The organism is Dyadobacter soli, assembly GCF_900101885.1.
Classification (GTDB): domain Bacteria; phylum Bacteroidota; class Bacteroidia; order Cytophagales; family Spirosomataceae; genus Dyadobacter; species Dyadobacter soli.
In genome coordinates this window covers 53,038-78,049 of record NZ_FNAN01000027.1, presented here as the reverse complement: position 1 = coordinate 78,049, position 25,012 = coordinate 53,038, and the positions used below count along the sequence as shown (strand labels likewise).

22 protein-coding genes are annotated in these 25,012 nt (G+C 50.5%); 6 read left to right on the top strand and 16 right to left on the bottom strand.

Annotated elements, in window-relative coordinates; genetic code table 11:
- Positions 1–24: 24 nt before the first annotated feature.
- From BLQ88_RS32865 to BLQ88_RS32835, 7 genes are all read right to left on the bottom strand, one after another.
- Complete coding sequence (locus BLQ88_RS32865) at positions 25–324, bottom strand: DUF3817 domain-containing protein (protein ID WP_090157263.1); 300 nt, start codon at positions 322–324, stop codon at positions 25–27.
- Positions 325–446: 122 nt separating this feature from the next.
- Positions 447–1,826 carry a flavin monoamine oxidase family protein gene (locus BLQ88_RS32860; RefSeq protein WP_090157262.1) on the bottom strand — a complete coding sequence of 460 codons (1,380 nt, stop codon included), beginning with the start codon at positions 1,824–1,826 and terminating at the stop codon, positions 447–449.
- 163 nt (positions 1,827–1,989) lie between these two features.
- Complete coding sequence (gene ccsA, locus BLQ88_RS32855) at positions 1,990–4,590, bottom strand: cytochrome c biogenesis protein CcsA (RefSeq protein ID WP_090157261.1); 2,601 nt, start codon at positions 4,588–4,590, stop codon at positions 1,990–1,992.
- Complete coding sequence (locus BLQ88_RS32850) at positions 4,587–5,021, bottom strand: cytochrome c maturation protein CcmE domain-containing protein (RefSeq protein WP_090157260.1); 435 nt, start codon at positions 5,019–5,021, stop codon at positions 4,587–4,589. The genes ccsA (BLQ88_RS32855) and BLQ88_RS32850 overlap by 4 nt, the downstream gene beginning before the upstream one ends.
- Positions 5,022–5,026: 5 nt before the next feature.
- Complete coding sequence (locus BLQ88_RS32845) at positions 5,027–5,251, bottom strand: CcmD family protein (RefSeq protein WP_090157259.1); 225 nt, start codon at positions 5,249–5,251, stop codon at positions 5,027–5,029.
- A 77-nt stretch (positions 5,252–5,328) separates the two neighbouring features.
- Positions 5,329–6,012 (bottom strand): cytochrome c biogenesis protein CcsA, encoded by a 684-nt coding sequence (gene ccsA / locus BLQ88_RS32840; RefSeq protein WP_090157258.1) that lies wholly within the window; start codon positions 6,010–6,012, stop codon positions 5,329–5,331.
- A gap of 45 nt (positions 6,013–6,057) precedes the next feature.
- Positions 6,058–6,720: a heme exporter protein CcmB gene (locus tag BLQ88_RS32835; protein WP_176885181.1), complete on the bottom strand. Its 663-nt coding sequence runs from the start codon at positions 6,718–6,720 to the stop codon at positions 6,058–6,060.
- Positions 6,721–6,980: 260 nt separating this feature from the next.
- Between BLQ88_RS32835 and BLQ88_RS32830 the strand changes: the two genes are divergently transcribed.
- Positions 6,981–7,208, top strand: coding sequence for a FeoA family protein (locus tag BLQ88_RS32830; protein WP_041735487.1), 228 nt, complete (start codon positions 6,981–6,983; stop codon positions 7,206–7,208).
- Positions 7,209–7,236: 28 nt separating this feature from the next.
- Positions 7,237–9,372 (top strand): ferrous iron transport protein B, encoded by a 2,136-nt coding sequence (gene feoB, locus BLQ88_RS32825; protein WP_090157257.1) that lies wholly within the window; start codon positions 7,237–7,239, stop codon positions 9,370–9,372.
- A 9-nt stretch (positions 9,373–9,381) separates the two neighbouring features.
- On the opposite strand, the gene BLQ88_RS32820 is transcribed toward feoB, so the two are convergent.
- A complete protein-coding gene (locus tag BLQ88_RS32820; RefSeq protein WP_090157256.1) occupies positions 9,382–10,863 on the bottom strand; it encodes an NAD(P)H-hydrate dehydratase in 1,482 nt (493 codons plus the stop codon).
- A 141-nt stretch (positions 10,864–11,004) separates the two neighbouring features.
- On the opposite strand from BLQ88_RS32820, the gene rplS reads away from it, so the two are divergent.
- Both rplS and dapF read left to right on the top strand, forming a co-directional pair.
- The gene (gene rplS, locus BLQ88_RS32815; protein ID WP_015814531.1) at positions 11,005–11,367 is read left to right on the top strand and encodes a 50S ribosomal protein L19; all 363 of its coding nucleotides are present in this window, start codon (positions 11,005–11,007) and stop codon (positions 11,365–11,367) included.
- A 254-nt stretch (positions 11,368–11,621) separates the two neighbouring features.
- Positions 11,622–12,401, top strand: a complete 780-nt coding sequence (dapF, locus tag BLQ88_RS32810; protein ID WP_090157255.1) for a diaminopimelate epimerase — start codon at positions 11,622–11,624, stop codon at positions 12,399–12,401.
- 101 nt (positions 12,402–12,502) lie between these two features.
- Here the strand turns inward: dapF and BLQ88_RS32805 are convergent, their stop codons facing one another.
- On the bottom strand, positions 12,503–12,808 hold the full coding sequence (locus BLQ88_RS32805; protein ID WP_090157254.1) for a rhodanese-like domain-containing protein: 306 nt from the start codon (positions 12,806–12,808) through the stop codon (positions 12,503–12,505).
- 3 nt (positions 12,809–12,811) lie between these two features.
- Complete coding sequence (locus tag BLQ88_RS32800; RefSeq protein ID WP_090157253.1) at positions 12,812–13,954, bottom strand: DEAD/DEAH box helicase; 1,143 nt, start codon at positions 13,952–13,954, stop codon at positions 12,812–12,814.
- Positions 13,955–14,132: 178 nt separating this feature from the next.
- Here BLQ88_RS32800 and BLQ88_RS32795 point away from each other — a divergent pair, with 178 nt between their 5' ends.
- Positions 14,133–14,966, top strand: coding sequence for a hypothetical protein (locus tag BLQ88_RS32795; protein ID WP_090157252.1), 834 nt, complete (start codon positions 14,133–14,135; stop codon positions 14,964–14,966).
- Here BLQ88_RS32795 and BLQ88_RS32790 read toward each other — a convergent pair whose 3' ends face one another.
- Complete coding sequence (locus tag BLQ88_RS32790; RefSeq protein ID WP_090157251.1) at positions 14,967–16,697, bottom strand: M14 family metallopeptidase; 1,731 nt, start codon at positions 16,695–16,697, stop codon at positions 14,967–14,969.
- A 15-nt stretch (positions 16,698–16,712) separates the two neighbouring features.
- Positions 16,713–17,849 carry a lipase family protein gene (locus BLQ88_RS32785; RefSeq protein ID WP_090157250.1) on the bottom strand — a complete coding sequence of 379 codons (1,137 nt, stop codon included), beginning with the start codon at positions 17,847–17,849 and terminating at the stop codon, positions 16,713–16,715.
- 232 nt (positions 17,850–18,081) lie between these two features.
- Between BLQ88_RS32785 and BLQ88_RS32780 the strand changes: the two genes are divergently transcribed.
- The gene (locus BLQ88_RS32780; protein WP_090157249.1) at positions 18,082–19,338 is read left to right on the top strand and encodes a cation:proton antiporter; all 1,257 of its coding nucleotides are present in this window, start codon (positions 18,082–18,084) and stop codon (positions 19,336–19,338) included.
- Here the strand turns inward: BLQ88_RS32780 and BLQ88_RS32775 are convergent.
- The 4 genes from BLQ88_RS32775 to BLQ88_RS32760 all read right to left on the bottom strand — a co-directional run bounded on the left by BLQ88_RS32775 (position 19,335) and on the right by BLQ88_RS32760 (position 25,011).
- Positions 19,335–20,363 (bottom strand): alginate O-acetyltransferase AlgX-related protein, encoded by a 1,029-nt coding sequence (locus BLQ88_RS32775; RefSeq protein WP_090157248.1) that lies wholly within the window; start codon positions 20,361–20,363, stop codon positions 19,335–19,337. The genes BLQ88_RS32780 and BLQ88_RS32775 overlap by 4 nt on opposite strands.
- Positions 20,364–20,367: 4 nt before the next feature.
- Positions 20,368–23,046, bottom strand: a complete 2,679-nt coding sequence (locus BLQ88_RS32770; protein WP_090157247.1) for a DUF3352 domain-containing protein — start codon at positions 23,044–23,046, stop codon at positions 20,368–20,370.
- 11 nt (positions 23,047–23,057) lie between these two features.
- Complete coding sequence (locus tag BLQ88_RS32765; RefSeq protein WP_090157246.1) at positions 23,058–23,801, bottom strand: glycosyltransferase family 2 protein; 744 nt, start codon at positions 23,799–23,801, stop codon at positions 23,058–23,060.
- 73 nt (positions 23,802–23,874) lie between these two features.
- Positions 23,875–25,011, bottom strand: a complete 1,137-nt coding sequence (locus BLQ88_RS32760; RefSeq protein ID WP_090157245.1) for an acyltransferase family protein — start codon at positions 25,009–25,011, stop codon at positions 23,875–23,877.
- Position 25,012: the final 1 nt, after the last annotated feature.

Genomic DNA, 25,012 nt, shown 5'->3' with positions numbered 1-25,012 from the left:
AGGAATATAAAAGTTCAGGAAAACTCAATTTCTGAACCAGCGGGAATCTGCATAGAAAGTCCCGAAAGGTATCAGCGAAGAAATGAACGATAAGGCTGACTTTTTGAACGACCAGCTTTTTTCGGTAGCAACCTGGATAAGCAAAAGCACAAAAAGGACGAACAATATGCCGTGTGCCATACCGACGACGCGAACAGCTTGCGGAATGCCCACGAGATATTTGAGGGGCATTGCGATGCCCAAGAGTACGAGATAGGAAATGCCTTCAAGAAATGCGATGATACGCAGGCGGCCTAATGCCGATTTGATCAGTTCGGAAACCATAATGAGTCAGGATACGGAAAATTACATTTAACGGCAAAGATACATATCAACCGGCTTGGAATGCAGGAAGTTGATCAAAGCTTTTGCCTGTTGTCGTGTTTTTTCCGTACCCTGCTGCCGCTTTAAACGGCCATGATCTCCGCGGCCGCGAGTTCGCCCGTGATTACCGCGCCTTCCATGAAGCCCTGCCAGTCGGCCAGGTGCTCGCCGGCGAAAGAGGTGTGCAGAAATGGTTTTTGCAAAGCAGGGCGCGTGGTATACCATTGGTTGAGGCCGTACATGGCGTAGGCGCCCTGCGAAATCTTATCCGTTCCCCAGTAGTAATTAGCCTGGGATTCGATGAGTTTTTTGGCTTTCGGGAAATAGGGACTAAGCGTTTGCCCGAGCATTTGTTTCCGCCATTCGTCGTTTTGGGCGGAGATGAGTTCGGCCTTTTCGCCGATCGTGTAGGAAATCAATACGCCTTTTTGCGACGGCTGGTTTTTGGTGGCGTGATAAAAGTAATGGGGCGTCTGGTCGGTAATAAGGTCGAAGCTCTCGTCGTTCCAGAAACGCTTTTTGAACAAAATCGCATTCTTGTTGATGCGGGCGTATTGGAGCTCGTTGATAGCCTGTATTTTCTCGGTTGGAAGTCCCGGTTCCCATTGAATGTTCCGGATGGCGAATGTAGGAATGGCGCAGATGATCTTGTCGGCCTCAAAAGTTTTGCCGTTTTCGCAGGTCACTTTTACCGAACCCTTTTGCTCGATGCGTTTGACGGCGTGGCCGGTGAGAATGCTGCCTTCACCGATTCCTTCCGCGAATTTCTTCGCGAGCATCGAGTTGCCGCCCTGCATTTTTAGGTCCATTTCGTTTTTCTCGCTGCTTTCGGCGAATGTCGCCAGTGCGATGTAGGCGGATACATGCCGGATACTTTCGCCGAAATCGGTACTGTCGAGGAGCTCGCGGAAGATGAGGTCTTTGCCCTCACAGCCATTGTTGACCAGATAGCGCCACCAGTCGATGCTGTCGAGCTCCACTTTCTGCTTTTCGTCCAGCGTCTTGTAACCTTCCAGCAATGTCTTCATTTTCGTCTTCCAGTTATCCGAAAAATCCCAGGCATTGGCTTTGGTATATTGATTTTGGTAAATCAAATGGGTGTCAAACTGGTTGTTCAGCAATGGTATCTTAAACTGCTCGCACAATGCACGCACGCGCTCGTGGGAGTTGCCTACCCATTCGGCGCCGAGCTCTACCACGAGGTTTTCTTTGGGATCGATGGTGTGGGAAAATACCCGGCCGCCAATGCGGTTGCGCGATTCAAGTACTGTCACGTCCACACTTTTCTGTTTGAGGGCATAAGCAGCGGCCAACCCGGCGAACCCGGCGCCGATCACGATCACGCGGGTCTGTTTGCCAATGTAAATGCTTCCGAAGGAGCGGGTGGAGATGAGGGAGGCACCTGCTAGCAGGGCGGATTGGCGCAGAAATTCACGCCGGGAGGTTTGTTGCGGCTTGTCCATAATGTATTGAGGTCGATTGAGTTCCTCAAAACTATCCGGCTATATACGCAACTCAAATAAACCTTTAGTGAGAGGCAGGTTTACTTACTTTCTGGTATAAAAAACAACCGGCCCGACTGGAATGCAGCCGGGCCGGATTGTAATGTATTTTAAAAGGAACTGTTTATGCCGCCTGTACCTTTGGCTTAACCTTGGCCTTAGGTTCCGTAGCCGCGTTTTCTTTGTTACGCATTTTGACAAAATCCCTGAAACGGCGGACGGTAGCCATCACAAAACCGATGATCAGCACGAATGTACCGAGCCAGAGAATGTTGATTAATGGCTTTTCGGTCGCTTTCATGACGATGAAATCGCGCTGGGTCGTGTTCACACCGAATGTGAACTGGCCCGTCTGCGGATTGATCTCGTTGAACTGAATGCGCATGCCCAGCTCGTTGCTTACTTCCGGCTTGCGCGCCACCAGGCGGTCGCGGATCACGAATGATGGCGTTACCACGAACTCTTTGTCCTTATCCAGCACGCGGATGATCGCTTTCACAGCCGCATCGCCCGGGCCGAGTTTGATGCCTTCCACTTCTTCGGTACGCACTACATTGTCGAGAATGGCCACGTAGTCATTCACGAAGAATGTGTCGCGGAGGTTGATCGTAAAGTTCTCGCTTTGGGACCAAACCGGCTCGGCGGTAGGGTTGGTTACCATGGAAACGTAGGTGTACAAATCCTTATCGACCTTGCGCTGGATATCCGGGGAAGATACGATGCCACCCATCCGCGGGTTGATCTGCACGCGCGGGAAGAGGGTGAAAATCTTGCCCGAAGGCTCGCGGTATTCGATTTCGTAATAGAAGTTTTCAGGGAAAATTTCGAGGGTATCGCCCTTTTTATGGTACTTCTGGCCATTTACCTCGATGTCGCGCAATGCCACCGCGTGGAAATCGCCTTCTACGATATCAACCCAACTCTTCGGAATGTAACCCGGGATGTGGCGTGGCTCCACGCGCACGTCGCGCCAGGTGAGCATGTAATCACCCATTTTCTCCGGCTTGTTGAGCCAGAGGGTAATGTTCTCTTTATTTTCCTTGTTGTCGTTGGCTGTAAATTCCTCGCTGCGGGAGATCATCAGACCTGAGTTGTTGATCGAAACGATTTTCGTGTAAGCCGACGAGAACAATACACCGACCAACATAAGCGCTACGCCGATGTGCGTGATAGCACCGCCCGAAAGGTTGTAGTTACCACGGATGATGTTCAGCAGGATATTGCCGTTCGCCACGATCGCGAATATCGATGTGGTAAGCAATGCAATGTACTGAATGTCGCGCACCTGCTTGAATGTAATCACCGCAGCGCTGATCAGCAATGCCACCAGCAGTGGGTTGTACAATGTCTGCAACTTGCCTTTACCGGTTTTTTTCCACCAGAAATACTGGCCTACGCCCGTGAGGACGATGATCAATGCAAAGAACCAGAGCTGGAACTTGTTATAATGCGCTACCTGATCCGCAGGCAGTGCCATGTTGAGCACGGTACCGAATGCTTCGGCGATTTTGTTATAAACCGGAATGGAGGTAGTAGCGATGATCTGGAAGCCGGAAAGGCAAAGTACCGTTGCACCGATGAAAATCCAGAATTCCTGCGAGTAGGTAGATACTTCCTCTTCGTCGCTAGGCAGCGATTTCCAGCGTGCCACCAGCAAGCCGATTGACACGATCATGAATGTGAAAAGGTAGATGAGCAACTGACCGGAAAGACCCAAATCCGTAAACGAGTGTACGGAAGCATTACCAAGCACGCCGCTGCGGGTCATGAAGGTTGAGTAAAGCACCAGAATGAATGTCGCGATCGTAAGGATGAACGATGTTTTCAATGCGGTTGCATTCCTTCTGCCGATGATCATCACGTGCACGGCCGCTACGAGAATCAGCCAGGGCACAAACGAAGAGTTTTCGACAGGGTCCCAGTTCCAGTAGCTACCGAAGTTGAGCGTTTCGTACGCCCAGTAAGCGCCCATTAGAATACCCACACCCAAAACCAGCGCCGAAAACAGCGACCACGGCAATGCAGGTCGTATCCAGTCCTGAATGCGTCGGGTCCAGAGTCCTGCGATCGCGAACGAGAATGGGATGAGCGTGCTTGCGAAGCCGAGGAACAGGGTAGGAGGGTGGATCACCATCCAGTAGTTCTGCAACAGCGGGTTGAGGCCGTTACCGTCTTTCGGAATGAAATTCGGGTCCATTTTGTAAACCGGCAGGTCGGGCATTACCTCTTTCAGCAAAAGGAATGGCGTAGAACCGATTTTCAGATCGAGACCAGGGATTACCACACCCAGAATCATAGACGTGAGGAATGCCTGTACCAACGCAAAAACGGTCATTACCGGCGCTTCCCACGAGCGGTTGGTGAATATCAATGTCGCGCCGAGTACCACGTTCCAGAAAATCCAGAGGAGGAAGCTACCTTCCTGGTCCTGCCAGAAGCTGGAAATCGTGTAGCCAGTCGGCAAGGAGAGCGAGGAGTTTTTCCACGCGTAATGGTATTCAAAATAATGGTTACCGATGATCCAGTAGAGCGAGAACACTACGCCGATCACCGCGGCCAGATGCACCCAGAAGACGCTCCGCGCAAACTTTTTCCAACTCTGCGTCTCTTCCACCGTCCCGCCGGCGATACCCGCTTTAAAATAAGCGAACGTCGCCAGAATGGCCGATACGAATGCGACTATAACCAGCAGGTGACCTGCACTTCCGATCGTACTGTGAATCATGATTCTTTCGCGGTATGTTCCGTAGTTTCCATTTTACCGTTTTCGTATTTCGACGGGCATTTCATGAGGATCTTTTCGGCTGAAAACGAGCCGTCATGCATTTTACCCACTACTACTACCTGCTCGGATTTGTCGAAATCCTGCGGTTTGGTGTTTTTATAGACCACCTTCTGTTCTACATTGTTATTGTCTACCAATGTGAAAACGAACAGGTTAGGGTCGATTTCCGGCCGGTATTCCATTTCCAGGATCTGGCCTGTCGGATCTTTTTTGAGCTTGCCTACTACGTGAATGCTCTCGTTATCGCCGTCCGCAGCCATTTCTTTGGCTTTGGTAAAATCGACATAAGTACTTGCATCGCCGGCAGTTGAAACGATAATACCAATTGCAACCGCGATGATCACCAATCCGAATATCTGTATCTTTTTCATAGGGCTTACTTGATATTGAGGTCTTTTTCAATCTTTTTCAACTTAGAATCGATGCGGAAGAGATTCACAGCCAATCCTGCGAAAATCACGGCTACTACCGCCACCACGACCCATATTTTACCGTCGGCGCGGAGCTTGTCGGCCATTTCGACGGAGGTATCGCCTGCCTGCGCGAACGCGTTGCCGCAAATGGCCAGCAAGGTCAGGAGGATGAGGGAAATTCTTTTCATTGTATATATGGTGAACTAAACCTTAACGAAATTTTACTTTGAAACGTTTGTAAAAAGCCTGAATCGGGGCAAAATGATCAGAGTTTACCCGATTCGATCAATGCTTCTTCGCGCACCCGGTTGATCTGTTTAATGCGAATGCGAAGCTCCGCAATCCACAATCCGAGTAGTATATAACCGATCACAGCCGGGTAAAAAACGCGGCGGATGTTGTTGTCGAAATCATAAGAACCGAAGGTGCTGTTGCCGCCGCTGCCCGGGTGTAACGAATCCGTTAGTCGCGGCAGAATGTAAATGATCGGGATGAAAACGGCGAATGCGAAAATGTTGTAAACCGAAGAAATCCGCGCCCGCCGCTGCTCGTCCTCGAAGGAGCTTCTAAGCAGCAAATAGGCCAGGTAAATCAAAATGCCCACCGCCGCGCCATTCAGTTTTGGGTCGTTCGGCCAGGGGTCACCCCAGGTGTAATTGGCCCATACAGAGCCGGTTAGGCAACCCAATATGCCGAAGAAAATAGCGGCTTTCGCTACTTCGCTGGCGATATCGTCGTCTTTGATATTCCCCTTCATTAAATAACGGATGGAGAATACCATCGATAAAAGCAACAATGTGGTCATGGCAAGCCATAATGCCACGTGGAAGTACGTATTGCGGATACTTTCATTGATAATGGCAAGGCGTGGAACGGGACCGATAAAACCCCAGATGATCACGTAGAAGATGATCACGACACAGAGGATTTTCCACCAGATCTTTCTCATTTTTATACTAACACTTTAAAGTTGGGCCCTGTAACCTGCTGTTTTTCAGCTTCTCCATAAATATGGAAAAAGCAGGTAGGAGAGCGTAATTACTATCAGATCGATCGATAATAGTGTGGTGATTTCATCGGTACTGACCGACCAGTCGAGCCCGTCCATGGCATTTTTGGCCAGGCGGATCGTCATGAGCAGCATCGGCAGGATGATCGGGAAACTGAGCACGGCCATGAGCGTGGCGCTGTTGTCGGCCTTGGACGCAATGCCCGCGATGAGTGTGAGAACGGAAGCAAAACCGGTGGAAGCCAGCAGGATACAGATCGAAAACAGGCCGTTGTCCTGGATCGGGTTACCCATTACGAATGCATAAAATACAAATCCCAAAACCGACAACACGCCCATTACGAGTGAGTTATAGATGATTTTGGAAATGATGATAGCTTGCGGGCTGCACAAATTGTAATAGTATAGCAGCCGTCCGTGACGTTCCTGCGAGAAGCTTTTGGCAATGGCATTCACCGCCGTGAAGAGCAAAATAATCCAGAACAGCGTGTTCCAGACGATCGGCGTCAGTTGGTTGCGGCGGAGGTTAAAACTGAGGTAGCAGACGAATACGGTACTGACCACGTAAAGCAGCATTCCGCTGATGGCGTATTTCTGGCGCCATTCGAGCGTTACTTCTTTCCAGATCAGGGTCTTAATCTCGTTCAAGGTGATTGGTGCGGGCCGTCGGCTTGCGGCTTTCGGCTTCCCGTTTGCTGTTGTAATGTAACCAGCGTCGCTTTTTCCGGCTTTCGGTACTTCGTTTCGCGCTGCAAAAGTACGACACAAAGCCGGAGGGAAATAATAAAACGGTCACGATTTTGAATGATTTGGCGAACGGTGGGCACATTAGACGAAGTAAAGTTTGATTTACCGTCTGAGAGTGCTTTATTTGTACTTTAAATAAAATGAATCTAAATAAGGAACGTATGTCGGCTCGTACCGTTTCCCACCTCAAAAAGGGTGAAAAAGGCATAATCAAATCGTTTACAGACCGCGCAATGTCGCTCAAACTGCTCGAAATGGGCTGTTTGCCGGGTTGTGAAGTACGGCTGGATGCGATTGCGCCATTCGGTGACCCGATCTGCATCAACGTTGGCGGGAATTACAGCCTGTCGTTGCGTTTGAACGAAGCCGCAGTGATTGAATTAGAGTAAAGATTGCGTTCCGCATACAGCCTCTCCATTGAAACAGGGAAATATTAAAGTTGCGCTGGTAGGTAACCCGAATGCCGGCAAGTCTACGCTATTTAATGCACTCACCGGAATGCGCCAGAAAACCGGCAATTTTCCGGGGGTCACAGTCGAGAAAAAATCAGGGACATTCCGCATTGCAGGCGAAAATGGGCACGACGACGCCCACGTAACGCTCGTCGATTTGCCGGGTACATATAGTATCTATCCCAAATCGAAGGACGAAACCGTCGTGATGGACATTCTTGCCAATCCCAAACACCCCGATTTCCCGGACGTGGTGGTGATCGTGGCCGATGCTTCCAACCTGCAACGAAACCTGCTCCTTTTTACCGAAATCAACGACCTGGGTATCCCAAGCGTGCTGGCATTGAATATGCTGGACGTCGCCGAGAGCATGAAGCTGACTGTGAATGCGGTGCAGCTCGCCATGCAGCTCAATGTGCCCGTCGTGCGCATTAATGCACGTACGGGCGAGGGTATGAAGAGTTTGAAAGAGGCTGTGAAACAGGTCGTTGAACGCACGGAAAAACCTGTGTTGCAATATTTTTACGAACCAAAGGAGAATGAAATAGGGCTGATCAACGAGGTGAAGGAAATTCATCAGTTGGATAATGACTATGTTGCATTGCAATATGTTTGTCAGCATGATAACTTCTCTTTCCTGGAACAGCCCGTCCGTGCCAAGCTCGACGCGCTGATCGAGAAATATGGTTTCGACGAAAACAACTTCCTTGCCAACGAGACCGTTGCGCGGTATGAAAAAATCAAGCCTATCGTTTCCAAAGCCGTCAAATCGGAAGGCGTAACCGAACAGCCTTACTGGACGCGCAAGCTGGATAGCATTCTCCTGCACCGCGTTTGGGGGTATGTCACATTCGCATTGGTATTGCTGATCGTCTTCCAGGCCATCTTCGCATGGGCGTCCTATCCGATGGACATGATCGACGCCAGCACGGCCGCAGCGATAGAATGGGTAAAAGGCGCATTACCTGAAGGCGTGCTTAACGACCTCATTACCGATGGTATCATGGCCGGTATCGGTGGTATCATCATATTCATCCCCCAAATCGCCATCCTCTTTGCATTGGTGGCCATTCTCGAAGAATCGGGCTATATGGCGCGGGTTATGGTGATTATGGACAAACTCATGCGCCGTTTCGGACTGAATGGCCGCAGTGTGGTGCCCTTGATTTCCGGTGTAGCCTGTGCGGTACCGGCGATTATGACCACAAGAAGCATCAGCAGCCGTTACGAACGCTTGCTCACGATTTTGGTAACCCCGCTCATGAGCTGCTCCGCGCGCCTACCGATTTACGCGATCCTCATTGCGGTAGTGGTACCCGAAACAAAGGTATTGGGCATATTCAACATTCAGGGATTAGTACTTTTCGGTCTTTACCTGCTCGGATTACTCGGTGCGTTGGGCTCCGCTTGGCTGCTCTCACTGTTTATTCCAAGAAAAGAACCGAGCTATTTTATGCTCGAAATGCCTTCCTACAAGCTCCCGCGCTGGGGGCACGTCGGTTTTACGATGTATGAAAGTGTGAAATCGTTTGTGCTCGAAGCGGGTAAGGTCATTATGGCGATCTCCATTATCCTTTGGGTACTGGCATCTTATGGCCCCGGCGATAACATGGAAAAGGCCGAACAGCAGGTAGTAACATCGATGAGCGCCGCTCCACAGGAGGAAATCGACGCCGCAGTGGCGTCCGCGCGACTGGAAAGTTCCTATGCGGGCCAGTTCGGCCGGTTCATCGAGCCGGTGATCAGACCGTTGGGATACGACTGGAAGATCGGCATTGCATTACTGGCATCATTTGCGGCCCGTGAAGTATTCGTCGGCACAATGGCCACGATTTACAGCATCAGCGGCGATACGGAAGATGTACTTACTGTCAAACAGCGCCTCATCCAGGAAAAGAATCCTGAAACAGGCGGCCAGATGTTTACACCGGCCGTCTGCTACTCGCTATTGATATTCTACGTCTTCGCGATGATGTGTATGAGTACCATCGCGGTCGTATATCGCGAAACCCACGGCTGGAAATGGCCGATGATCCAGCTGGCATACCTGAGTGTACTCGCGTATGGGGCCGCGTTTGTGGTGTATCAGGTGTTGAGTTGAAAAGGGGTATTACCAACCCAGATGCTCCACGACATCCGACGCGATCAGCGCAGTCTGGCCCCGGGCTTCGGCGGCGCGGTCGCCGGCGAGGCCGTGCTGGTAAACTCCCAGGATGGCTGCGTCCGCAGGGTCGTATTTTTGGGCCAGGAGGCTGGTGATAACGCCGGTGAGGACGTCGCCCGTGCCGCCGGTGGCCATGCCCGGGTTGCCGGTAGCGTTGAAATGCACTTCGCCGTTTGGTAAAATGACTGCTGTATTGGCTCCTTTTAAACAGATAATCACTTTGTACCTGGCCGCAAATGCGCGTGCAATGGCCAGCCGCTCGAATTCATTGCTACTTTCTCCGGCAAGCCGCTGAAATTCCTTGGGGTGTGGGGTTAGGATCGTGTTTGCGGGAAGCTTGTACAGCAAATGCTGGTTTGTCGAGAGGATATTCAATGCATCGGCGTCGATAATGATGGGTACTTTGGCCTGTTCCAATACCTTTTCCAGCATTTTCGCGGTGGCCGCGTCCTGGCCCAATCCCGGCCCGATACCGATCGCAGTAGCGGAAGAGAGGTCCGGCACTTTTCCAATGTGCTTTTCGGCGTCGTCGACGGTCGTCATCGCTTCCGGAACAGAAATCTGCGCAATCTCGTACCCGCGGGCAGGCACGTGCATCGTGAGCAGACCCACGCCCGAGCGCAGGCAGGCTTTTGCCGAAAGAACGGCAGCGCCCATTTTACCAAAACTTCCCGCAATGAGCACGGCGTGGCCGAATGTGCCTTTGTGCGAGAATTTCTGACGCGGTTTGATGCGCTTTTCGGCTTCGGGCTTATCGGTGAAATGGTAAGGCGTTTCGGTGTTGTGAATGTATTCCGCGCTCAAACCAATATCTACCACGTGCCATTCGCCGACGTATTCGGCATTCTGCGGGAGCAGGAAGGCGAGCTTCGGCAGTTGAAAAGTGATCGTGTACTTTGGTTTAATAATGATATCCGCAGGATCATTCGGCTGGTCGGCATACAAGCCACTGGCAATGTCGACTGCCACAATGCGGTTGGGAATTTCATTTAAATAGCTAATTACAATGCGCAACAGCCCATCCACCGGCCGCGACAACCCGGAGCCGAGCAATGCGTCGATGCAAACGACCTGTTTAGGTAATGCCGGAAGATCGTTTTCCGACTGGATGCGCCGGGGTGTGAGATGATTACCGAGCCGCGAAAGGTTTTGCCGGAAATCTTCGGTCGCATTTAAAGTATACTCCACAATGAAAACCTGCACATCATAGCCACAGCCGCTCAGAATGCGTGCGATGGCCAGGCCGTCGCCACCGTTATTGCCCTTTCCGCAAAAAACAGCGACAGGCCGCGTATTGACATATTGATTACAAAAGCAGCGCACAAATGCCTGGGAAGCGCGCTCCATGAGATCGATTGAAGCAATGGGTTCGTGTGCGATGGTGTGGGCGTCCATCGCCCGGATCTGTTCTACGTTGAAAATCTTCATGATAGTCTCGCGAAAAGCTTTTACATGCAAAAAAATAGTGCTAGATTTGCACTCGTTTTCTCAAAAGCTGTTTTGAATGAAGGGGCGTCACCCCGTCCGCTGGGAGCAAGCTATCATTTTAAATCCATAAAATCACTCGTCATGAGCGAACTTATTAAACTCGTAGAAGCTACGATTGAAAATCGTAAATCCGAGTATCCTGATTTCAAATCAGGCGACACGATCAACGTTCACGTGAAAATTCGTGAAGGTAACAAAGAGCGTATCCAGCAGTTCCAGGGTACCGTTATGCAGCGTCGTAACGTAAACGGAGCTGGCGAAACTTTTACAGTACGTAAAATTTCAAACGGTATCGGTGTTGAACGTGTTTTCCCAATCCTTTCACCAAGCATCGCGAAAATCGAATTGATTCGCCGTGGTAAGGTACGTCGTTCACGTCTGTTCTTCTTGCGTGGTCGTCAGGGTAAAGCCGCTCGTATTAAAGAGCTTAAAACCACGAAGTAATCCAAAGGACCTTCGGGAACGAAATTTTAAAACCCTGCAAGCGAATTTTTCTTGCGGGGTTTTGTTTTTTGAACAAAATCAATCTGGATTTTATCTAAAATCCGTCAGTTGAAACTGACGGCAATAGAGAAAAAAGAGATCAATAATAGCAAGAGTCCGCATTCCGGATTATCGCCTTGCCGTCAGTTGAAACTGACGGAAATTGACTGAATCTACTACCGTCGGTTTTAACCGACGGATAACGACCAATATTTATGACTACCGCCTTTTATAAATACCAGGGTACCGGCAACGACTTCGTCATGATCGACGACCGCGGGTTGCAATTCCCGGTTTCCAAAGAACTGATCGCCTCGATCTGCCACCGCCGGTTCGGGGTAGGATCGGATGGCCTTATTCTGCTCCAAAATGCCGAAGGCTACGATTTCCGGATGGTATATTTCAATGCCGATGGCGGTGAAGGCAGCATGTGCGGCAATGGTGGCCGCTGTGTGGTGCGTTTTGCAAGCGACCTGGGGCTTTTTGCGGACAGTACCAAATTCATAGCCGTCGACGGCGAACACGAAGCAACGGTTTCCGGTGACACCATCCGCCTGAAAATGTCGAATGTGAACGGCGTGGAGCAATACGAGGAATATGATTTCATGAACACTGGTTCGCCGCATTATGTGACGTACGTCGAGGATATTCATGAAGCCGACGTGGTCAATATCGGCAGCGAAATCCGTTATGGCTCGGTGTACGGCCCGAAAGGCGGTACCAATGTGAATTTCGTGGAAGTAATCGAAGACAATCACCTGAGCGTGCGTACATACGAGCGCGGCGTGGAAGACGAGACTTACTCGTGTGGTACAGGCGTAACGGCCTGCGCATTATCCGCTCACATACGCAAGGGTTGGAATGGCCCCGTGCAGGTAGAAACTATCGGTGGAACGCTGGCGGTAGAGTACCAGGATGCCGGCGAAGGCCAGTACAAAGATATTTACCTGATCGGTCCCGCGGTGCGCGTATTCGAAGGAGCTTTGAAAGTTTAGAGTTTAAAGTAGAAAGTTTAAAATAAAGAGTAAAGCCTTGCGAATCATTAACTTGCAAGGCTTTGCTCTTTACTTTTTTAAACTCTTCACTTTAAACCACATTACTCAGATTCGATAATGCCGCCTTTTACGTGGTAAATCTGCTTGCCGGCCCATTCGGGGACGCGGCAGTAGTCCATTGCGGCGACTTTACTTCTCACGCCATTGGTGCAGATCACCACAATTGTTTCATAAGGCGCCACGAGTGGCCGTTTTTGCCTGATCTCGGACAGCGGAATATTGATTCCCCCTTCATTGAACTCCTCAAATTCCCAGGTTTCCCGCACATCCACGAGCACCGCATCCGGTTTTTTAATCAATGCAAGTGCTTTGCGAAGGTCGATATCGGAAAAGGTCTTTTTCGACATTACTTATCTCGAAATTGCGTAAGGATGGTCGTTTACTACCGGGATATTTTTGGCGATCAGCTTGTGGATATCTTTGAGAAACGCCTTTTCTTCTTTGTCACAAAACGACAGCGCAATGCCTTTCGCACCCGCGCGGCCTGTCCGACCGATCCGGTGAACGTAAGTTTCCGGAATGTTCGGGATTTCGTAGTTGATCACGTGCGTCAGGTCATCCACATCGATACCGCGTGCGGCGATGTCGGTCGCCACGAGTACGCGTGTGGTTTGGCTTTTGAAGTTTTTCAAGGCATTCTGGCGGGCGCTCTGCGACTTGTTACCGTGGATCGCTTCCGACGTAACGCCCGCTTTGCGCAATACTTTCACCACCTTATCAGCCCCATGTTTGGTACGTGTAAATACCAATGCCGTTGCAATCGATTCATCTTTCAGAATGTGCAGCAGCAGCGAATTTTTGTCTGATTTATCTACAAAAAACACCGACTGGCGAATGGTATCGGCCGTCGAGGAAACAGGTGTAACCTCTACTTTCGCCGGGTTTCTCAGAATGGTACCCGCCAATGTCACGATCGCCGGCGGCATGGTGGCCGAGAAGAACAGCGACTGGCGCTTGCTAGGCAACAGTTTGATTACCTTTTTTACATCGTGCACAAAACCCATGTCGAGCATACGGTCGGCTTCGTCGAGCACGAAAAATTCCAACTGGTTAAGTTTAATGAATCCCTGGTTGATGAGATCCAGCAAACGGCCTGGCGTAGCGATGAGTACGTCTACGCCTTTTTGCAAAGCGTCGGTTTGCGGTTTCTGGCCTACGCCACCGAAAATAACGCTATGCCTCACACGTGTGTGACGCCCGTACGCAGCGAAGCTTTCGCCAATCTGGATCGCCAGCTCGCGGGTAGGGGTCAAAATCAATGCACGGATACGGCTTCTTTCAAATTTCCCTACCGGGTTTTCGTGCAGCAATTGCAGCATCGGGATCGCAAAAGCGGCGGTTTTACCGGTACCTGTTTGTGCACAGCCCAGCAAATCTTTATTTTCTAAAATAACCGGAATAGCTTTGGCCTGGATGGGAGTGGGAGTGGTGTATCCTTCTTCTTGGAGAGCCTTTTTAATCGGCTCTATGAGTTTTAAATCCTGAAATGTCATTTGGTCTTTTTAATGGCTGCCAATTATTTTAACTCTTAAATGCAGCCCGGATAGTATATTTGGCCATTGTGACCGTGGATATAACAGAACTATATTTTTAAACGTTCAGTGGTTATATTCCGCAAAAGTACTCAGGAAAAGTCTAAATTCGATTATTAGCCATCAACACAACTACATTATGAACAGAATCGCTACGCTCACGCTCTTATTATCCCTACTCTTCACAGCCGCTCGCGCACAGGATGTCATGGTCCGAAAAAACGGTTCTACCATCGACGGAAAGGTGGTGGAGGTAGGAATCGACAAGGTTTTATACAAGATCAGCCAGGAGGCCAATGCGGCCAATTTCGCCATCAGGAAGAATGAGCTGCTGCGCATCGAGTTCGGGAACGGGCAGACGATCTGGTTCGATAAACGCGCCGAACGGAGCAGAGAACGCAGCCGCGAACGGAATGCGCCCATCGTGCAGGACGAAGAGCTGGGCAAGAATAAAATAGACGTTTCGCCATTCAAGGCATTGGACAGCGGGCCAGGCTTCGGGATCAGTTACGAGCGGATTCTTGACAAAAGAGGCTATTTCGGCCTGCTTTTGCCGTTCACGGTCACCATTCCCGACAGTTACTACATTCCCACGATCGGCGAGGACGCCGACGACCAGATGTACTACTTTTCACCCAGCCTGAAAGTGTACCCATTCGGTCAAAAGCGCGTTACTTATGCCGTAGGTCCTACACTTTTTACCGGGATCGGTACGAGGTGGCAATATAACAACCGGTACGATCCTACAACGGGTGTTACCACCAGCACAGAGGAAAAGCGGGATCGCTTCCGGATGGGGCTAGTCGTCAACAACTACGTCAATTTCCAGATTACCCCGCATTTCCAGATCGGGCTTAGTGCAGGCGTTGGGCCGCGTTATATAGATCGTGAGACCTACCGATCGAGTACTTACCGCAACAGGCGCATGGAAATCACGGGAGAATTCAATTTCAGCCTCGGTTTCCGGTTCTGATCACTTCACTACGCGGAAAACGGGATAGCGCATGTATTCCTTTTCCGCGTATTCCGAATTTTGGTAAATGAAATCCAGCTGGGCGTTGCCATCTTTGGCAAATGCGGCGTCAGTCTTACGTTTCTCGTCCAGTCTTGCTTTCAATGCAGGAGATTTTTTGAGTAAATCCGCAGCAAGATCTTCAAAAACATAGCCGGAATAATGCTCCTTGGCCTGTAAGATCGTATCAAAGAAATTCCATTTGAAAAACGAATCCACCGCTTTCGGTTCGAGCGTTTCGATAATGTAGCGGTTCGTGGATTGGTTGACCGGCACGTACCAGTCGCCCTTTTTAAATGCGAGCTTCTGCTTCTCGGTCCGCAGCTTCACCGAAGTATGCCAGTAATGTCCTTCAAATGGCTGTTTGGGCGTTTCCAGCTCATCAATGTAATACGTTTCCACATCCATTTCCGAATCCTTTTCAAGGGCTTTCATCTGCACACCGTTCAGCCGGAGTAGCGCAACCACGTTATGCCAGCCCTGCTGGATAATATAAGCCTCGGGCTTTGTCACTTCATCCAGCGGAATGTAAGTGTCGAAAAACGGAATGTCTTTGGTAAATGGTTTCGACCGGTCGTAATGTAATCTAGGCAACCCGCTCACTTCACTGGGAATGTATTCGGGTTCATACCCTTTGAATGCAATGGTTGATGGTTTCGACCTGTCGACCTGCCAGGTAATGGCAAACTTTTCCTGCTTCTTAACGGCTTCTTTCGTTTCGTTCCGCAGTTTCAGCAATGCTTTGCGATGTGCTGCCAGGAACTTGATATTTCCATGCAAATAGGCATAAGTCGATTTCACACGCTGGTCGTAAGGTTTCAGCATGTGCGTTTCGGTCATCACGCCAATGGTATGAAACAATGCCGCATAGCCAGTGGAATAGCGGGGCCAGTCGGGGAATTGCACAAAACCTTTATCGGGCGTCTGCCCCCAGGCATTCACGTAGGGCGTCGCTTCGAATCCGGCTTCTTTCAAATGCTTGTACATGTAAGGCAGGAAGACCTTGTTATTGAAATCGCCGAGCGGACCACCGAGCTTGTCTTTCTGGGCGTAGTCGAGGGTGATCACATACTGGTAGTCGGCGCCGTTGCTCACGTGCGTATCCGCGAAGAGATCGGGATCGAGGTCGTGGAAGATGGACGCGAAACTCCGTGCATTACGGGTGTCGGCTTTGATGAAATCCCTGTTCAAATCATAATTCCGGGCATTCCCCCTGAAACCATATTCTTCCGGCCCGGCCTGGTTGGTGCGCGTGGTACTGTTGCGGTTCAATGCGCCGCCGATGTTGTAGAACGGGATAATGGCCACCACAACGCTATCCAGCTCCGGGAATCTAGCCGGATTTACGAGTATATCGCGCAGAAGCATCATCGAGGCATCCACACCGTCGGGCTCGCCCGGGTGAATGGCATTGTTGATAAACAGGATCGCTTTCCCCTGCGCTTTCAGCTTTTTGATATCGAAGACCTTGTTTTTGGAATACAAAACCAAATGCAATGGCTTGCCGCTGTCGGTAGCGCCTTTCTCCTGCATTTGCACCTGCGGAAAGTTTTTCGCGAGTTGTCGGTAGAACGCGATGCCTTCCTCATAGGTCGGCGTTTGTTTGCCGCCGCTTTTTTCAAAACGGGTCTGGTACTGGGCCTTCGCGAGGAATGCAATGCCCAGTAGAAAAAATGTCAGATTGAAGCGCATGAACGGGGTGAAATGTCAGTATTTATATTGTTCGAGCAAATGCAGATAAGGGCGCAGGCCGTGGTGGATGAAAACTTCTTTGTCGGAATCCGGGAAATCCTTGTAATAGGCCTCGTCGGCGAATAGCAGGATCGTCGGGCCGGTGCGGACGTAATTGCTGCTTTTATAGAATGCAGGCGACTGGTATTCCGGCAAGTTCTTGGAAACGATTTTTCCGGCGAACCGCCCAAGGTATTTTTCGTAATTGCTCTGGGCTTTCTCGCTGGGCTTTCGCAGGCCCTTGTAAGCGTGCCGCATCCCGATGCGCGCAATGAGTTTCTGTTTTTTGATAATGCCGTCGATATTCTTGAATGGATTGGTATTGTTGAAATCGCTTAACGTCTGCACGGAAAAGGGCACTTCCGGCACCCAATCGGCCGAATTGACCACATTATAGCCCCAGCCGCCGTCTACGGAATGCTCGTATTCGTAAGCAAAGTAAGTATTACCCACCTTCGGCGCCGCGCTGGCGTAGGTTTTGAAACGGATATCCTTGGGCAGAATACCCTGCTTTTGAAGCGAATACAAATGCGCAGTCATCAGGTAACTGAGCGCACCGCCCTGGCTGTGGCCCATGATAAGGAAGTCCCTCACGCCAGCCTTATACAGCGAATCGACCTTCGGCATAATGTCCCTGGCCAAGTAGGCGGCGCCCAGCAGCCAGCCGATGTGCACGGCTGCCTTGGGATTGTCGGCCAAATGGTATTTGAATGTGTAGTCTTTCGTGACTTTCAGCTCGCCGCTTGCCGGTACCATCGCCGCATAGAAGTTTTCCAGCCAGCCTACGGCGTTCATCGTCGTGCCGCGCAGGTTGATCACGCCTATCGATGCGCTGTTTTTCCAAAGTCCCCACCGGTTGTCGAGCCCCATTACCGGCGAGGTGTACAACGAGTCGAATTTCGTCGGCCTGGGAATTTTGTTTTGATGCCGGTTGGTCATCGTGGTATCGTACAGCAGCGAATGCATGTACAGTAGCTCCTGGTATTCGGCTTTGTCAAAACCGGGCTTCAACTTGCCCGACTGCGCGAAGGTATTCTGAGAGCAATGTAAAACGGAGAGTAGGAGAAGGGTAATAATGGGTAATCTGGCGGGAAGCGGATGTATTGTTGCCATAGTCTTTTGCGATAGTAGTGGCGAAGCGTTGAATAACGAGGCAAACACTGGTTTACTAATGTAGGAAAACAATCGACACGAGCAGTTTTTCACACTTTCAAATCGCTTTTCCGGCACGTTTTTACACAGTTCTTTCAAATTAGAATACCATTAGAGTTTGCCTGCAACACCCGTTCCGCCTTGAATGCCTGCCCGGAATTCCCTATTTTTGGTTAGTCTAAAAAATATTTTCATGGAGCTGTATTACTCTTTTTCTGCATTAATCGTCCTCTCTGCGATATTTTCCTATCTCAATTCCCGGTTTCTGAAACTGCCTCCTTCTATCGGCGTCATGGTGATCGCATTGATGGTTTCGTTGGGGCTTATCGCTACCGACAGCATATTTCCACGCACATTTATCCGCATCTCCACGCTCATCGCGAGCGTCGACCTGACGGAAATATTGATGGGAGCAATGCTCAATTTCCTCCTTTTCGCGGGTGCTATCCATTTGCATTTGGAAGATCTCCGCGAGCAGCGCCTGCCGGTCATTATCTTCTCGACGGTTAGCGTGGTCATTTCCACATTCGTGATCGGGTTCATTATGTACAGCGTGCTGCCATTGCTCGGCATTACCATTCCACTTATTCAATGTCTCGTTTTTGGTGCATTAATTTCCCCTACTGATCCCATTGCGGTGCTCGGTATCCTCAAACAGGCGGGCGTACCCAAGTCGCTGGAAACGAAAATTGCCGGCGAATCGCTTTTTAATGACGGTATGGCGGTGGTAGTTTTCATTCTCATGCTGGCCCTTGCGCGGGGCGAGGAAGTAAATACTTCGTTTACAGGCATTGCCGGTCTTTTTGTAAAAGAGGCTATCGGGGGTATTGTCCTCGGGCTGCTGCTCGGTTTTTTGGGTTCCAAAATGATGTACCGGGTGGATGGCTACAATGTACACGTGCTCATTACGCTCGCGATCGTGATGGGCGGGCACCTGGCGGCGCAGGCGCTGCATATGTCGGGCCCGCTCGCGATGGTGGCAGCCGGGCTGGTAGTGGGTAATTACGGTAAAAACCCCGGTGCGGTTTCAGATACCGAGCGCGACTATATCGATAAGTTCTGGGAGCTCATTGACGAGATTCTGAATGCGATCCTGTTCCTGATCATCGGTTTTGAACTATTATTGATCCCCGACATGAAGCAATACGGCTGGGCAGGACTGGTAGCGATCGTGGTAGTGTTGTCGGCGCGATTCATTTCGATCTACATCCCGGTGAAACTGATCCCGTTCAAAACGCGCTTCGGGAAAAAATCGATTACGATTCTGGTTTGGGGAGGCTTGCGCGGAGGTGTTTCCATTGCGCTCGCATTATCCATAGATCATGACCTTAACAAAGACCTGCTGCTCGCGATCACCTATTTCGTGGTGCTGTTCTCGATCATCGTGCAGGGGCTCACGGTGGGTAAGCTCACCGACCGCCTCCCCGACGATGTGGAACCGGCCGTCTAGGCATTAGGACCGGCAAGTAGCCGGTTGATCAGCGCATTGACCTTGTTCAGCCATACCGTTTGCCCTTCGCAAGTCCAGTGAGAATCGCCTTTCAGGTAGGACGACTGGCCCATGCGCCGGAAATCGGCCAGGACGTCGATATAGGGAATGCTAAGTTTGGGATGATTGTAAACCCGCTCGATCAACTGGTTGTATTGGCCATAATCCGGGCTTAGTACGGAGACTTTGTTGGGGATAATGCTCAATACCACATTGTCGAAGCCGAGCGAATCTGCGAAACCGGCGCTTGCATTGAGGTTCGTGATCATCGAATCGAGCTCGGTGTTGCGGAAGGGCGTAAAAGAAGAGGTGGTTTTCGGCGTGTCGGTGTCCAGGTAGTACACAGCGTCGCGGTCGTCGTTCACCAGTGTAACGCCGGAGGCTTCGCGGCCGAAAATGCGGTGGTTAAAGTCGGACTTCCATTCCTTTACCCGCAATGCAAGGTCGTTTTGGAATAGAAAACCATCGAGCCTGTCGGCGGTATGCGTGCCTTTGAATGCCTCATCGAGCCGATGTACGAATTTTCCCGGCCCGGCTTTCGCTATGAAAGTGGTGCTGTCGGGAACGAGTATCGTCATTTTCGAAGCGAATTTTTCACGAAAGTGCCGCTCCACCGTTTCGATCAGCAGGATATTCTGCGCGGAAGTGTCGAGTTTAATGTGCAGGAATTCATCCCACCGCACACGGAGGTACTGGTCGACGGCAAAATCTTTCATCGTTACGCGCCCTTCCTCCGAAAAACTATCGCCAATGACATACAAATGCACCTTTTTACCCAATTGCGGCCGGGCAGGAGGCGTGTATCCCGTGCATTGCGTGCGTGGATCGCGGAACTCGGATAGCGTGGAGAGCTTGTATAAATCTCCATATTGGTAACCGTCTTCCACAATGCGTTCTTTCCAAAGCCATGGCAGGATGGTCGGGCTCAAACCCACGACCCATATCACGCAGAAGACGGCCAGAACGATGTATCTTAAAATTTTCATAGCATTATCTCAACTTGATCGACCAGACCTGTATTTTCTTCTCCGATCGGCTGAATATCAATAATTTGTAATAACCCGGCTGATAAGTAAGCTGCACCGGCATTTCCGACGGGATCGCCTTATCGCCAAGCCGCTTGCCATTCATATCGAACACCGTAGAATAGCTGCCCGATTTAATGGTAATAAACCGGTTATCTACCCCAAAGAAATGATATTGGATGGTCGCATTTGGTAAAATATCCTTGATCTCGAACAGCTCGCGGCCGTCTTTGGTAATAATAGCGGTTTTTGAATTAACCGAACGCACCAAAATCCAATCCAATGAGTTACGGTCGAAAAGAATGCGGAAACGCGAGCCCGGTTCAGGGCGCAGCAACTGGCGGCGCGAGGTGACCTTGCCGTCGAGACTAATGCGGATCAACTCGCCGGAAACGCTCACGCCCGCGAGCTCGGGCTGGCCGGTTTGCGGATTTTGCGCCCAGGTAAACGGACTCTCCGTCCGTGTGAGAATATCCACCGGGAAGCCGGATTTCACAGTCCCGTTTTCTTTCAGCAAATAGATTTTTCCGTTCTGCTGCGTTACGATGAACCCGCGGTTACCGATCTGGTTCAATGCGACCACCGGCCCCACAATCTTCTCGAAACGTACGGAATGGTTGAGCTTTTTAAGAGAACGCGTCACGCTTTCCCAGACGAACAGCTCTTCCGCCGCACTTTTCACGATAAACCGGTTACTGCCGTCCTCGCCGCCGTCGATGAGGTACAATGCTGAAATCGGATCGGAGCCGGGCAAATGAGCCTGGAATTTCGAAACATTGGTGGAGTCGTCTTCATCCAATGCGTACACCGTGCGGTCCGTCGCGAAAATGCGCTGCTGGCGGCCGATGTTCAGGAAGTCGACTTTGTAGGCCGCCGTGCTGATCGGCCCATTCAGTTTGGCGATAGTTTCCGTTTTTCCTTCGCGCAGGTTGTTCGTTCTGAGTAGGTTATGTTCTTTGTCGGTCAATAATATTTCGGAGCTTCCGTCGATCGGGTTTTGCAATGCGGCCAGGTCGGAGTCGTAAATATCTGGCCATTCGATGTCGATGTTCAGGAAAGTGCGGTTGAGCACCTTGCTCGCGGTCTGGCGTTTTTTAGGATGGAATGTCAGTTCCGGAAAAGCTTCACTGCCCTCGAAGCGGCATTGCAGCGTGATCGACTCCATTTTAGCGGTGAGATCACTGTATTTCTTGCTTACCTGCGTTTCCTCGCCCGACTGCGCTTTCCGCAGGTTCACGATCATCGAAAGCTGTGCTTCGTTATTCACATTGGTAAACACGCTGTCATATTCCGGCGATTGTTTCCAGGTGATCTGGTTTTCGTAATCGACAATGTAGTTTTGTAAAACCTGTGAATTGTTGCTGATCACCAGGTAAGGCGCAATGTAGGTAATGTAGCTGCGCGGGAAGCCTGTGAATATCGGCCCGTACAAACCTGCCGGGAGCTCGGGAATGGGTACGGAATAAATGTCGTAGCCCTGGTACTGATCCGCCGAGACGTTGCTTTCCTGGTTGGCCAGGTGCGCGAGTTTTTGCAGCACCGGCCGCACTTTGTCGTAGTTGGAAAACTCCGTAAGCAATATTTTTCCGTCAGTAATGCTGTTATTTTCTTCCAATTGGCATAACACAAACTCCGAACCGATGTTATCGATAAGCAGGTTGCTTTCCCCGGCAATGTAGTAGCTGAGCTTGTCCCACGCCGGTGATTTGTATTTTTTGTGCCATTTCAAAAAGGCTTCCTTGAATGCAGCCTTATCGGATGCCGCGGCGCGATACAAAAACGAAGTTTGCTGCGAGACATGCTTATGACCGAGGAACGGCGTGCCCGGGTTGTCTTTCAGGAGCTCGGCGAGGTAGTAATCCGGAGCGTCGGCCCCGTCCGATTTGACAGTCAGGTTTCCCTTATTCTCCGCTTTTTCAATGTGAAAATCCTGGTAGGTGGGGAAGCTCTTGCCGAACTCCGCCAGCGTGGCCACATTTTCCATCGACATCACCGACTTCCAGGCGTCGGTGCGCAGGTAAATGCTCGTGCCGTAATCAGAGTCATTGATATTCGAAAACCGCGAACGCAGCCTGAACGAGCCGATATTGAGCGACGAGGCGCGTACCGCATCTTCGATCAGATCACCGTAATAGCTGACGATCAGGAAATGGTCTTTAACCAGATACGAAAACAATGGCCGTGAATTGGCATCGATGGCGTCGGTAATGCGGTGGTCCTGGAAGTTGTGGTGCAAAAGCCGGATGTTGGCATGCTGCGGGCTGGCCAGCCATTTGGTTTCTTCCTCGGTAACTGGAATGTACATAATCACCCCCCATTCGGTGCTCGTGCGCGGGTGGTACGAGTAGGAGAGGGCTTTGCCTTTGAGGAATGTTTTGAGCTTTTTAGGATCTTTCGTCAGCAGGTTGAGCAATGTCAGGTTGTCGCTGGCGATGTCGAGCAGGGGAAGCCGTTTAAGATCGAGTGTTGCTTCCGTGGCCGTGTAGGCCGAATCTTGCAAATGCTCGCTGGTGATCACCACAACGGCATTGGACGGGATGAATTGCCAGGCTGCCGACGAGCCCCTCGACCATTTGAACAGGAAATATCCTGCTGATGCGATAATCACGACCAGCAGGATAGCAATCAGTTTTTTTTTCGACACAAGCCTGGTTTTTAAGCGCGGATCGCTTTCACTTTACCGTTTAGTTCGAGGCGGAACCGCAGGAGTTCTTTAAAGCTTCGGATACAAACTTTCCACAGGTTCCATTTCACGATCGAAACGGTGCCGGTTTCGCGGTCTTTGTGGGTGATAGGGATATCGAACAGCTCCTGTCCCGATTTTTTAGCCATTACCGCCAGGAAAATGTTCGGTGCGAACGGTTCCGGGTTGGGCAGCTGGTTCATCAGTTTTTGCAGGAATGTTCCTTTGATCAGACGGAACGGGATGTTACTGTCCATGATGAATGTACCATAAACAGTGGAGATCGTGCCGCGGAGGAATTTCGTGATAAAGAGGCGCACGCCGGCGTCGTGACGCACCTGGCGGTAGCCGAGTATGAATTGCGACTGGGTGCGTTTGTCCCAGAGTTTGTCAAAGTCTTCGGAAACGAACTGGTCGTCGCTGTCGGTCTGGAACACATATTCCGAGCCTACTTCCAGCGCTTTGCGGTAGCCATTTACAACCGCATTACCATGCCCGCCGTTTTTCTGGTGCACAACCGTCAGGTTATCGACCTTTTTGTCCAACTCATCCAGTAACGCTTTCGTATTGTCCTTTGACCCGTCGTTGATGACGATCAGGGTAGTGTTATCGTTGGGGAATTTTGTTTTGAGGAAGGAGGTCCAATTATAAACTACTTTTTCGATACAATCCTGCTCATTGTATGCGGGCATTACTATACTCAGAAGATATGACATGCAAAAGCGTATTTGGTATGGTTGCGCGAAATTAATAAATAAAGCCTGTAACCGGGCTATGGGGGTTCATTATTTAGTAAGCGTACTTGTCTTTCAGGGCATTAATCGGTTTCTCGAAGAAATGCCACGAAACCGACGCCACCATGATAGTGAGCGCCACTACGACCATTGCTTCGAACGCAATATTGCCTTCGAGGCTGGGGACATATTGATAGATTTTCCGGAAAAGCCTGACCGTCGGGTGCATGGGACCGCTGTGAAAGTGGTTGTATACAAAATTGTGGTACAGGTACAGGCCATAGCTGATTTTACCAAGATAAATACAAACGGGATTTTCAAGAAACGCGGCCATCCAACCCTTGAAACCCATCACAGCGCGTCCTATGAGCATAAACCCGAAAATGGACGACATGGTTCTGTCGAGTACCACGTACGGGAAGTTGAAGGGCTGCGCGAGCGATTTGGCCCACCATTGTACCAGCACCCAACCCAGCAAGCCGAGCAGTACCGGCCACGATTTGTTGAAGAATTTGACAAACAACTCGCTCTTATACAGCTGCATCCAGGCCATGAGCCCACCCAATGCGAACGAATCGAAGCACGCGGGCGTGGATACATACGCGACGGTCCATTCACCCATCGTGACGAAGTTGGTACCCGGTATTCTGCCGGAATAGAAAATGTAAGCGCGCAGTAGAATGCTGAAAATGCCCATTAAGCCTAAAACAGGCACCAGTTTATTCTTTGGAATGAAGAATATCAGGAATGGAAAGAAAAGGTACACCTGCTCTTCCACCGCCAGCGACCACAAATGGTCCACCGAGCCCATCCAGGTTTTGTGCAGGGCAATGTAAATGTTGGTACCGTACAATGCGAGCCACGCCAGCTTATCGCGGACGGGCGGCACATTGAGGATAAACAATATGGCGATGATGAGGTAGTAAACCGGGAAAATCCGGATCGTTCTGCGGATCAGGAACTTGCGGAGGTATTTTTTGAAACCGCCCGGCGTTCCGTACGTTTTTTCCTTGCTTTTAAGCAAAATGCGTGAGATCAGGAAACCGCTTAGCACGAAGAAAATCGTCACGCCCAGCGCACCGAACGGGATGATGTTGATCTCCACGATCAGGTGATCGAGCAGAACAAGCCCCACTGCAATAAAGCGCACGCCGTCAAGTTGAATAATGTGTCCTTCCGAATTGGTGCGCATG